Genomic DNA, 12,204 nt, shown 5'->3' with positions numbered 1-12,204 from the left:
ACAAATGAATACAAAGATATTTTCAACAGGATTATTAAGTACCGGTTTTTTAATGCTAACGGCTATATATGGCTGTGGGCATACAGAATCAAAAGCTCCGGCAAAAAAAGAAAAAGAAGCAGCCATAGCAACCTTTGATCTTAAAAAAGAAAAGTTATCAACCCAACTCAACTTGCCAGGCGAACTAATTGCCTATCAACAAGTTGATTTATATGCTAAAGTAAGCAGTTTTGTTAAATCGTTAAAAGTTGATATTGGATCAGAAGTGAGCAAAGGCCAGTTATTAATGACTTTGGAAGCACCGGAAATGACTTCGCAACTGGCTGCAACACAATCTAGGATTAAAGCACAGGAAGCGATTTACACCGCCAGCAAAGCCAATTATAACCGTTTATACGAAACCAGTAAAACCCCCGGCACCATTTCTACCAACGACCTTGACCAGGCGATGGCCAAAAAGAACTCCGATCTGGCACAACTCGAAGCTGCAAAAGCTGCTTATAAAGAAGTAGGTTCGGTTCAGGATTATTTAACCATCAGGGCACCGTTCAGCGGGATTATCTCTGCCAGAAATGTAAATTTAGGTGCTTATGTTGGTCCAACAGGAAAAGGTTCTGATCTGCCTTTATTTACGCTGCAGGATCAAAAAAACCTTCGCTTGGCCGTTTCCATTCCAGAGGTTTACACCGGCTATTTAAAAGCTGGCGACGAAATCAGTTTCACTGTTAAATCATTGCCTAATCAAACTTTTAAAGCAAAAGCCAAACGTTTATCGGGCGCTTTAGATGTTCGCTTACGTTCAGAACGCGTGGAAATGGATGTTCCAAACGCTTCAAAAATTTTATTGCCAGGTATGGTAGCCGAACTGAATATCCCGCTTCCGGCCAATGCCAGTACTTTCATCATCTCTAAAAAAGCATTATTAGATACCAGCGAAGGATTATTTGTATTAAAAGTAGCTGATAACAAAGCTGTTAAAGTAGCTGTAAAAAAAGGCAGGGAAACTGAAGATAAAGTTGAAGTTTTCGGAGAGTTGGCAGAAGGTGACAAATTAGTGGCAGAACCTACGGAGGAAATGCATGAAGGAATGGTGATTAAACCATAACTTTACGTTACTAAGGATTAATTATGTTATCAAAAAACCAAGAGCTTTCTACGCTTCAAAAAAAGGAAACTTTAGAGGATTTTTATAATAGGCTGAAAATTACAAGGCCAGAGATCCCTACGCCAAGCTTAGGGATGATTAATGATATTGGGCATTTTAATGTTTTTAACAGAAGCGTGGTTTGCACCAACATCCCCTCTGCTTTTAGCCGCAGGGATTTTTATAAAATTTCGCTGATTATTGGCAATGGAATTTTGCATTATGCCGATGCTGACATAGAAATTAAAGGTAGGGCGCTATTGTTTACCAACCCGAATATTCCATATTCCTGGGAAAGTACTTCGCCTAAGCCTGCAGGTTTTTTCTGTCTATTTACCGAGAATTTTATACATAACCGCAACGAAACCCTTCGCGATTCGTTATTGTGGCGCATAAACGATAGTCCGGTAATTCATATTGATGAGGATCAGGAAGTAACCTTAAGGGATATCTTTTGCAAAATGATGAAAGAAATGGATGGCGATTATATCCATAAATACGATCTGTTAAGGAATTATGTGCAACTGATCGTTCACGAAGCATTAAAGGTAAAACCACAGGATATTTTATTTAAACAGAACAATGCATCGGCGCGTTTAACCGCATTGTTTCTCGAACTGTTGGAAAGGCAATTCCCTATTGGTTCTACTGAACACATTTTAGAATTAAAAACAGCCCACGACTTTGCCTGCAGGTTACTGGTACATGTAAATCACCTCAACCACGCTGTAAAAGAAGTAACGGGAAAAACCACTTCAGAGCATATTTCAAGAAGAATAGCGACTGAAGCGGTAGCATTATTAAAGCACACCGAATGGAATATTGCACAGATTGCATACTGTCTGGGTTTTGAATATCCGGCTAACTTTAATATATTTTTTAAACGCCAGACGCAGTGCACCCCAAAGGGGTTTAGGGCAAATTGAGTAATCATAATTTAGACGCAATCTGGTCTTAGCGTCTCGCTAAGACCCTATAAAAATAATCGCATTCGTAGTGAGACGCTACAATTAGAATGGATTTCTTGTAATCTATTAAGATAAATGTCATCCTGAGCCTGTCGAAGGACTTTTATAGGTGTTTCGACAAGCTCAACATGACAAACTAAATCTAATTTAATATGAAATACTTTTATTTCACATCCACAACATGATCACTTCCATCAGCATCCAATAAATACCCATAAGGATCAATGGCTAACGTTTTAGGTTTACGATCGACCACAATAGAAAATTTAGTCTTATTCTGGCTGATGTGGTATTTCTTAAAATAAGCAGGTTTTGTATTAGCATCCCAATCACTTTCCAATTCATCGAAACAGGCTAAATCTAATTCCAGATCAGGCTTTTGTTTAGCACCATCGCTAAATCTATCTGCAGAAACCACTACATCAATTTTATATTTCCCGTTCTTCAAGGCAGTGTACCTAAGTAATTTGATCCCCAGATTGTAAGTCACCACGTCATTAAAACAATCGTTTATAAATTTCTTTTGTTCAGACGAAGCCTGATTTAAAAGTGCATTAACTAAGTCAGCGGCTTTGGCCTTCGGTTTTGGATTTTCGTGTTCAACAATAAACTGATGCAATACCGCATTAAATTGCTGCTCCCCTATCATTTCTTTCACCGCATACATCATCAATCCACCCTTTTGGTAATGCACATAAGACTGATCTAAAGTTTTGGCCAGTGGCAATTCTTTTTCGCTGTTGTTCCGGTTTAAAAAATAGAGGTTATTATCATAAGCGAGGTATTTCCGCAAATACATTTTACCAAACGTTTTTTCAATCAGCACATTTTCAGTGTATTTAGCAAGCGACTCGGTAAGCATGGCGTAACCCTCCCCATCAACAGGAGCCAATATATTTGCCCACCACTGGTGAGCCGTTTCGTGTGCGGCAATGGCGTAACTTTGATCAATAGTGCCGTTCTGGCTATAATTACCAAGAAAATTAATGTTCTCGGCGCTAAAAACCACACCCGGATAAGCTGTTGCCGCACCTTTATATTGTGGAATTTCGGCGATGGTTAAGTGCTTAAGCGGATATTTCGCAAATTTTTTACAGCCATAATCTATAGCATCCTTAACACCCTTAAACATGCTTTTCAGGTTATATTCTTGCCCGGGTTGATAATAAATACTCAAATCTATTTCCCCATACTTTTCTTTTTTAAACGCATATTTTGCACTGCTTAAGGCAAACATGAAATTTATCGGTTGAGCCGTTTTGTATTTAAAATATCTACGGTTACTGGCCGTCCATTCTTTTTCTAATTCGCCAACTGTGATTACCCTTTGATCTGCTTCAGTTGAAATGATGGTTTCTAAATCAATCAGTTCGTAAGTATTTCCATAATCTGGTTTATTGGCAATTTCAGCTAAGCCTGCTTTTTTTCGTTCTTGTTTATCATCGCTTTCAAAATTATAGCTATAACCCAATTGGGGAACAAATTTTTCCAGTTCGATATAAGTTCCATTTTTAACGATAGAATTTTCACTATCAAAAGTGGTAAATCCAGAGCGGATAATTTCAAAGGAAAAATTCATTTTTAGTTCCTCGTTCGGTTTCAAGGAAGTTTTCAGTGTAATAAACTGCTGATTATAGCGCTCATCTATTTCGCTTTTGTCACCTCCAGCTACGTCAACTGAAAATGAGTTTACAGCGGGGTTGACTGAAATCCATATTTTAGAAATGGGTAAAGTTGTTTCATTTTTTAACAGATAAGTACCTTTAACGGTATATTGGCCTTCACCTGGATACAGATCGACAATGGTTTTAACCGATTTTATTATCGGTTGTGGCAAAGCTGCCATTGATTTATATCTCTTTTCGTAACCCAGTCTCCATGCTAATTGTGCTTCTTTATTTTGATACTTTCCGATAATATTGGTTTGATGGTAAATAAAGGTGCCGCAGGAAACCCAGGTCAACAATGCAAAAGCAACAATCCATTTATACTGCTTCAGGCTTTTAGCAATTAACCTAAATCTTTCAAGAACCTTTACTTCGATACTGCGCTGCCACATTCCAATAGTTAAAACAGCAATAATTGCAGCAAAGGCAGTCCAATACAGCATATACCAATTAAATGCATTGGCGTAATAACCAAAACCGTTGAAATAAGAGTGAAGCAGATCTGGAACGGTTGCAAAGCGGAAGAGATAATGCGAGACCCCAAACCTTTCCGCATAAGAAATCAGAAAAACAACAACCATACTTAATACCATGCCGAGGTATTTATTCGTGCTTAAATTCTGAATAAAAATAATGAGCACTACAAAAAGCAACATCGGGAAGGCACTGTAATAGTATAATGTTAAATACAAAGGCAATTCGATGTGGAAATAACCGTGGCTAACCTGTAAAAGAATACCGATAACAATATTTAACGTAACGAGGATAAAAACCAATGTAAAAAGACTCAAAGTCTTGGCCATCCATAATGCTGAATTTTGTACAGGAGTGCTATAAATTAACGAGTGAATATTTACCGATTTTTCCCTGCTCATGGTTTCTGCAGCATAAAATAAAATCAGGATCAGTCCGAATTTCATCGAACGCATTTCTTCGATAATAATACCGGTTGCGGGACAACTATGGATACCGTAAACCCCACTGAACAATTGATCTTTTAATTCTACACCATACAAAAACACCCAGAGTAAAAGCATCACCATAATGGGGATATTCTTAAAGAGAAATATCATTTCAAATTTAAACCGGGCTTTGAAGGTATTGAAATCATACCGGAAACCATTCGGCCAAACCCTAAATACACGATATGGAATAAAATCAACATGTTCTGATTTAACCGTTTTTAACTTTACCCGACGCTGGTGTTCCAACCGAAAATGGAATAACCGGTAAGTGACAAATGTAATTAAAGCGGTTATCCCAATCCACAGCAACCTGTTAAACAAAAACGCACCCTGTAAAGAGAATAATTGCTGATTGCGTTGCACATCCGTCCAGGTTCTGGTTTCTCCAAAAAACGAAGCAAGGGCAAAAGGATCAAGCAATAAAGGCAAAATATCCGGGCTACTTGCTTTCATTGTGGAAGTGGCCAGCAAGGGAGAATTTCCGAATATCGAAGCCAGCATGTATAAAATATAGATCAACACGCCCGCTACGTAAATCGTTCTAACACTTTTGGTTAATATAGCGGTACAAAATAGAATTCCGGCCGAGAACAATACATTTGGCAGTGCAAAGATTAGGAGTGGCTGTAAGAAATAAGTAATATGAAACGGTCCTAAACGATCAGCATCAATAAAAAAGGTTCCTGTATAAATACCTAAGGTAACGAGTACAAATAGGCTGAAAACTGCAATAAGTAAGCCTATAAGCCTCACAGAAAAATAAGGCGTTTTTTTAACTGAGGTTGTAAAAATAACAGCTTCCATCCTGTACATCGCATCTCTCAATACTACATTAGCACTAAATAATGTTCCCGAAAAAATGGAGAAAAGCGAAAGCAAGGCTATAATATTGGTAATTACGTAAGGTGAATTCTTATGCACTTCTTCTGAACCAAAACCACCTTGTACTACGCAAAAAAAGCCCAGTACAAAAAACAAAAGCGCTGCCACTTTGAAAGAAATCTGCCCGAAATGATATTTCAATTCAAACTTTAGTAAATCTAGTATCATGACTTTTCCTCCACATTTTGATTAATCGAACTAAATAATGAAGAGAAGTAAACATCTTCCAAACCAGGGTATACAGTTTCGAAACCAGTGGCAGGGATATGATCTGCGAGTACAAATACATGTAATTTACCTGAAATAATTTTAGTAGAGATCACATTAAATGCAGACGAATATGAAGTTAAATCTACCTTATCGATTACCTTCCGCCAGATTTTCCCGTTTAAGTTTTGGGTTAATTCAGCAGGTTTGCCTTGTAAAATCAGCTTACCACTGGCCATCACTGCCATTTCGGGGCAAAGATCATTCACATCCTCTACAATATGGGTAGATAAGATTACTACCCGATCTTCTCCTATTTCATTTAAAAGATCATGGAAACGGTTACGCTCCTGCGGATCAAGGCCAGCAGTAGGCTCATCGACAATGATGAGCTGTGGATTGCCCAATAGTGCCTGTGCAATGCCAAATCGCTGCCTCATGCCGCCGGAAAAAGTGCTGACTGATCTTTTCCTTACTTCAAATAAATTGGTTTGTTGCAAGAGTGAAAGCACCTGCTCTTTTCTCTCGTTCTTATTTTGCAGACCTTTTAAAACCGCCAGGTGGCTTAAGAGATCAAAAGCTGAAACTTTAGGATAAACACCAAAGTCCTGTGGTAAATAACCCAACTTATTCCGCATTTTCTGAGGATTTTGCAGTACATCATTTCCATCAAAATGGATCTGTCCCGCATCCGGCATTTGCAAAGTAGCGAGTGTGCGCATGAGCGATGATTTACCCGCTCCATTTGGGCCCAATAAACCAAACATGCCGTTGGTGATGTTCAACGTAATATCATCAAGGGCCTTTACACCATTTTGATAAGATTTTGTAAGTTGCTGTATTTTAAGCCGTGCCATATTTTCTAATATAAGATGGACGCAAATTATACAGGCTAAACCGATCTGTTAAATTTAAGTGACGAAGGAAGCTGAAATGATGATGAAAGGAAAAAATAACCTGATATTCCTTTCGTCATGAAAAACAGGCCTTTCATCATCTATATTTTAAGCAACCTGCAAAGTTTCTTAATTTTAAAACAATAAAAATGGTTCGTGGAGACACGAACCATGGCGATGGGAAAAAGTGGTCTGTGGGGACACAGACTACGGCGACGGAGTCGAAGCCCCACACAATTAAATCAATTAAAAAAGATTGTCCTTCAACTCCACTCAGGATGACATCTTTTAAATAATATATCCTATTTAACAAAATGCCCAGTACAAAAAATTTCAACTACAATTATAAGTACCAAGACTTTTTCATATTTCTTGGCCTTTTGTTGTGGATAGCTATATTTAATACTTACAACTTAACCAGCAAAATTTGGCTTAACTATGCCAGCTGCATTTTGGCTTTGGGCTTTTGTTTGCTCCCTGTACTAGTTTTTTCTTTTCTTAAAGTCAGACTAAAAAACATACTCATTCGAAATCGATACATTGCCCACTGGTGTACTTGCTTCTTCATCCTGCTTCCGCTTTTTACTGATGTTGCATTCTACCTGCAAATTGCGAAGCTTGACCATACTGTTTTTATTTCAACAGCTTTGGCAGCAATTACGCTAGAACTGATGTTAATTGCCAATCAATATTACCAGAAAAAAGTACAGCACATTAAATGGATCAAGAAAATCGGCCTGGAGAATGCGGTACTCATTACCATTATATTATTAGCGGCAACCATTTCGGTTATGGCAGTTTCGAGTTTAGAAAATCCCATTTATCAAAGAAAAGGGTTCCGACTGGTAGGTTTTGAGTTTGATGCTAAAATGCTGCTTCACAATTTTGGCACTTTTCTGGCTTTCTTTTCACAATTCCTGATCATGTAGCTTTGCGGATACCTGCTTTTCTTCATCAACAGCCGGTTTTTGGCATCTAAAATCCTGAAAGAAAAAGGATTGTTAATATACCTCTTAACACTTTCTGCCACCATTGCCATCCTTTATCCATTATTGGCACAATTGTTAATTTCACTCCCTATTAATACGGTGTTCGGACGGAGCATATTCGTACAAAATCCATTCGAGCTCGAAAATGCTTTCGGCGCTTTTGCCATTATGCTCATCAGTTTGCCTGTGGTTTTAGCTTTGCAATGGGGAAAACAGAACAATAGAATTTTAGCACTGGAAAAAGAAAAATCACAAAATGAACTTGATTTATTAAGGCAACAGCTTAATCCGCATTTTTTCTTCAATACGCTGAATAACCTGTATGCATTAAGTCTCCAAAAATCGGAGAAAACACCAGAAAGTATTCTACAGTTATCTGATCTGATGCGTTATACCATTTACAAAGGACAAGAAAAAACGGTTAAACTTTCGCAGGAGCTGGATTATATTGAAGATTACATCCAATTGCAACAGATCCGTTTACGGAAAACCCTGCATTTTGAGTTTGATCAACAGGTTGGTAACGATCAGATTGATATCGCACCACTCCTGCTCATTGTTTTTATTGAAAATGCTTTTAAACATGGTATAGAACCTGCCGAAGATACTGCTATATTGAAGCTTTTATTAGTAAGCAATGATACTACAATCACTTTCACCTGCGAAAACTCATTTGATCCCGAAGAAGTAAATAAAACTAAAGGAATCGGCCTCGATAATTTGAGAAAAAGGCTCGAATTACTCTATCCTAACCATTTCACATTGCATATCACCACAATTGGTAATATCTTTAAAGCAGAACTTAAACTCCAACTGGCATGAGCTTACGTTGCTTAATTGTAGATGATGAACCACTCGCACATGGCGTAATAACCGAATATGCAAAAGATATCCCTTTTCTTACTATAGCGGGACATTGTTATCGTGCTACAGAAGCATTAGATTTTTTGAGCAAACAACAGGTGGACCTGATCTTCCTTGATATCAGAATGCCGAAATTAAATGGACTTGATTTTTTGAGAACATTACAGCATAAACCAATTGTAATCATCACTTCTGCATATGAAGAATATGCGCTAGAAAGTTTCGACCTGGCTGTTTGCGATTACCTTTTAAAACCATTCAGGCTCGATCGTTTTTTGAAAGCGGTTAACCGTGCAATGGAACTTTACCAGCTTAAAAAACAAAACTTAGGCACTGCCGATATCGAGAAAACAATATCCAAAAACGAAGCACAGATTTCACTCAAAGTAGATAAAAAGCATATTTTGATCAAAATTGAAGAAATACAGTTTTTGGAGAGCCTGGGTAATTATGTAAAAGTTTGGAAGGACCTGGAATTTTTGCTCACGCCAAGAACATTGAGCAGTTTTGAAGAACAGCTGTCATCCGATTTTATCCGGATCCACAAATCTTTTATCCTCAATAAAAAATACGTCGATTATCTTGAGGGCAATACTATTGTGCTTAAAAACGGTCAGGAGGTACCTATTGGTAAAAACTTTAAAGGCATTATTAAACAACTCCTCAATATTGAAGATCAGCCATTAGCCGATTTTTAACCAACCCGTAATGCTCATCCGCTTTGTATTGGTGAGCAGCACCTCGTGTGCCAGATCAGAACTTTTAAAGAAAACGCTTTTGCCGTTATTGGGTGGGATATTCTGCGTTTCATTAGCATGATAAATGCGCAACTCTCCGCCATCTTCCACTTTCCAACCGACATTTAAATACATAATCATTGAATATTGCCTGCTTCCATTGTTTTGGAACTGATCGATATGCTTTTTATAAAAAGTACCCGGTTCGTAAAGGGTATAGTGAAATTCGTAACCTGTAATCCCCGTATAACAGGTACGGTTCAAATAAATCACAAATTCGTCCATCAGATCAAAAAAATCATTTTCATACTCATCCTCATGCTTTCTGTCTAACCAATAAATCACATCGCTCCTGATCAGTTTATCCTGATTAATAACCATATCATTCCCCACCCCCGCATTTAAGAGTTTTTTATTTTCAAATAAAGCAATCAGGTTATCTTTAAGGTGAGCAGCTAAAGAGACACTTAAAAAATCCTCTGCAATCCCAACTTTATCTTCGATAAAACTATCGATCAGGCAATCAAATTTTTTTTCCAACAGATTAAGTTAATCCTAAAACAACGTGCCTAAGATGAGTAAGATAGTCTTAATTAACGGCTAAGATGTCGTTTTGAAAATTTATATTTGAAAACGCCAAAGCCAACATCATGCAGAACATTTTCCCAGCACAATACTCTACCTTATCAGCCGCTGCTTTAAAAACTCATTTAATTGAAGCTTACCAGTTAGATCCATCTACAACTTGCCGATTACTCATTAGAAACGTAAGTGATACCTATATTCTCGAAAACGACAGCCAGAAATACATTTTCAAGATTTACCGCGATGCACACCGAAAACGGAACGAAATTGAGGGCGAGGTAGAATTGCTCAACATTTTAAAAGCAAATGGAAATTCAGTTTCTTATCCGATAGCTGATGTGGAAGGAAAACAGATCCAACAGTTTAATGCCATTGAGGGCTTAAGAAATGGCATATTGTTTTCTTATGCCGAAGGGAAAGTGATTTTAGACCTCGAGGATCATCACCTTAATCAGTTAGGACATGATATCGCCAAATTGCATCAAACCACCTCATTAATAAAACTGAACCATCCAAGACCGGTATTCAACTTAGAAACCACCTTATTTGAACCTTTGCGAGATTTAAAACCTCATTTTGCTGAAATGCAAGAGGAATTCGAATACCTGACTAATATCGCAGATAAAGTAGTTAAGAAGTTCGAAGATTTTGACACCTCTAAATTCAGTTATGGTTATTGCCATTACGATTTCTTTCCGAAAAACTTCCACTTTGATGAAAGGGGAAAAATTACTTTTTTCGATTTCGATTTTGCAGGTGAAGGTTACCTGATTAATGATTTAATGACTTTCCTGAATCATTATTTCTTCCACCAGCTCAATAACCTGATCACTAAAGAGCAGGCAGAAAAGGACTTTGATACTTTTTTAAAGGCTTACCAGAAAGTAAGACCATTAACCGATGATGAATTAAAGGCCATTCCTTATCTGGGTATTACCTTTCATATTTTCTTCCTTAAATTCTTTTACGATAATTACGATGACTGGTCGAATGCTTTTTTAACACCCCGATATACCAAACACCGTGTTGAGCTAATTAAAAAATGGGAAGAACTGTATTGTAACTTTTAGGTAACGCTAGGTTAAATCTCAACACCCTTTTTTATCTTGTAATTAAATCAAAATCAATAAGATGGACCAGAAAATAATCAACCTGTACGATGAGTACACCCATAGCCAGATCGGTAGAAAAGATTTTGTGAAAAAGCTGGCTGTATTGGCTGGCAGCACAGCATTGGCCATGACCATTTTACCCATGCTCGAAAACAATTATGCGGCAGCGGCCGATTTTAGCAGTGAGGATATTGAGGTTGAAAACATTACCTATCCGGGTGCTGATGGCGAAATAAAAGCAGTAATTGCAAAACCAAAAGGCAAAAAGAATTTGGGCAGTGTATTGGTTATCCATGAAAACCGTGGATTAAATCCGCATATTATTGATGTAACCAAACGCGTTGCTGCCGAAGGTTTTATTGCACTGGGTGTTGATGCACTTTCGCCCCTTGGCGGAACGCCTGCCGATGAAGATAAAGGTCGCGAACTGATCGGCAAATTGGATCCTGAGAAAAACCTGCAGAATTATTTAAAAGGGTTGGATTATCTACGCAATCGTAAAGATGGGAACGGAAAAGTAGGTTGTGTAGGTTTTTGCTGGGGCGGTGGAATGGCCAATAAACTGGCTGTTAACGACCCGAAACTACAAGCCGCGGTTGCTTATTATGGTGCACAACCTAATGCTGCCGATGTGCTAAAAATTAAAGCCAGTGTAATGCTACATTATGGCGGTTTGGATGAACGGATTAACGCCGGAATACCAGCGTACGAGCAGGCTTTAAAGGAAAACAAGATCGATTATAAAATTTACATCTACGATGGCGTAAACCATGCGTTTAATAACAATACCTCTCCTACCAGGTATAATGAAACTGCTGCAAAATTAGCCTGGGGCAGAACAATTGAATTGTTTAAGCATAAATTGGCGGTGTTAACGAGGTAGTAAGTCAAACCAGCACTGTTCCGTCATTTCGAGCGGAGCGCAGCGAAGTCGAGAAATCTGTTAAAAATGCTAATAAACCCGGTTCAAAGATTTCTCCATTCTGCTGCCGATGAAAAATCGGCATGCTACAGTCGAAATGACGATCGCTCTATTAATTCTTCTTCGAGTGGAGTTTACACTAGTTTCGTCATTTCGAGCGCAGCGCAGCAAAGTCGAGAAATCTTTTAAAAATGCTACTAAACCAGGTTCAAAGATTTCTCCATTTCGCTGCCGATGAAAAATCTGCACGCTACAGTCGAAATGAC

The 12,204-nt window shown here is 38.1% G+C and carries 11 protein-coding genes; 7 read left to right on the top strand and 4 right to left on the bottom strand.

Going from position 1 to position 12,204, the window contains the following annotated elements:
• Positions 1-4: 4 nt before the first annotated feature.
• On the top strand, positions 5-1,105 hold the full coding sequence (locus tag U859_RS0118595) for an efflux RND transporter periplasmic adaptor subunit (RefSeq protein ID WP_025144830.1): 1,101 nt from the start codon (positions 5-7) through the stop codon (positions 1,103-1,105).
• Between the two features lie 23 nt (positions 1,106-1,128).
• Entirely contained in the window at positions 1,129-2,070 is a 942-nt protein-coding gene (locus U859_RS0118590; protein ID WP_051584731.1) for a helix-turn-helix domain-containing protein, read from the top strand.
• A 205-nt stretch (positions 2,071-2,275) separates the two neighbouring features.
• On the opposite strand, the gene U859_RS0118585 is transcribed toward U859_RS0118590, so the two are convergent.
• Positions 2,276-5,794, bottom strand: a complete 3,519-nt coding sequence (locus U859_RS0118585) for a M1 family aminopeptidase (protein WP_025144829.1) — start codon at positions 5,792-5,794, stop codon at positions 2,276-2,278.
• Positions 5,791-6,690 carry an ABC transporter ATP-binding protein gene (locus U859_RS0118580; RefSeq protein WP_025144828.1) on the bottom strand — a complete coding sequence of 300 codons (900 nt, stop codon included), beginning with the start codon at positions 6,688-6,690 and terminating at the stop codon, positions 5,791-5,793. The genes U859_RS0118585 and U859_RS0118580 overlap by 4 nt, the downstream gene beginning before the upstream one ends.
• 686 nt (positions 6,691-7,376) lie before the next feature.
• Here U859_RS0118580 and U859_RS32045 point away from each other — a divergent pair.
• The 3 genes from U859_RS32045 to U859_RS0118565 are packed head-to-tail and all read left to right on the top strand — an operon-like array spanning position 7,377 to position 9,280.
• Positions 7,377-7,658 carry a hypothetical protein gene (locus U859_RS32045; RefSeq protein WP_162799990.1) on the top strand — a complete coding sequence of 94 codons (282 nt, stop codon included), beginning with the start codon at positions 7,377-7,379 and terminating at the stop codon, positions 7,656-7,658.
• A 39-nt stretch (positions 7,659-7,697) separates the two neighbouring features.
• Entirely contained in the window at positions 7,698-8,540 is an 843-nt protein-coding gene (locus U859_RS0118570) for a sensor histidine kinase (protein WP_025144826.1), read from the top strand.
• Positions 8,537-9,280 carry a LytR/AlgR family response regulator transcription factor gene (locus U859_RS0118565; protein ID WP_025144825.1) on the top strand — a complete coding sequence of 248 codons (744 nt, stop codon included), beginning with the start codon at positions 8,537-8,539 and terminating at the stop codon, positions 9,278-9,280. Before U859_RS0118570 ends, U859_RS0118565 begins: the two co-directional genes overlap by 4 nt.
• Here U859_RS0118565 and U859_RS0118560 read toward each other — a convergent pair.
• A complete protein-coding gene (locus U859_RS0118560; protein WP_025144824.1) occupies positions 9,266-9,859 on the bottom strand; it encodes a 2OG-Fe(II) oxygenase in 594 nt (197 codons plus the stop codon). The genes U859_RS0118565 and U859_RS0118560 overlap by 15 nt on opposite strands.
• Before the next feature lie 110 nt (positions 9,860-9,969).
• Between U859_RS0118560 and U859_RS0118555 the strand changes: the two genes are divergently transcribed.
• Positions 9,970-10,974: a phosphotransferase gene (locus tag U859_RS0118555; RefSeq protein WP_025144823.1), complete on the top strand. Its 1,005-nt coding sequence runs from the start codon at positions 9,970-9,972 to the stop codon at positions 10,972-10,974.
• Positions 10,975-11,035: 61 nt separating this feature from the next.
• The gene (locus tag U859_RS0118550; protein WP_025144822.1) at positions 11,036-11,899 is read left to right on the top strand and encodes a dienelactone hydrolase family protein; all 864 of its coding nucleotides are present in this window, start codon (positions 11,036-11,038) and stop codon (positions 11,897-11,899) included.
• 69 nt (positions 11,900-11,968) lie between these two features.
• Here the strand turns inward: U859_RS0118550 and U859_RS32240 are convergent.
• On the bottom strand, positions 11,969-12,204 hold a 236-nt coding region (locus U859_RS32240; protein WP_205314419.1), incomplete at its 5' end, for a hypothetical protein.

Origin of the sequence: Pedobacter jeongneungensis, assembly GCF_000633455.1 — a bacterium.
GTDB lineage: Bacteria > Bacteroidota > Bacteroidia > Sphingobacteriales > Sphingobacteriaceae > Pedobacter > Pedobacter jeongneungensis_A.
The sequence above is the reverse complement of the archived record's forward strand: the minus strand, read 5'-3'. Positions and strand labels throughout refer to the sequence as shown.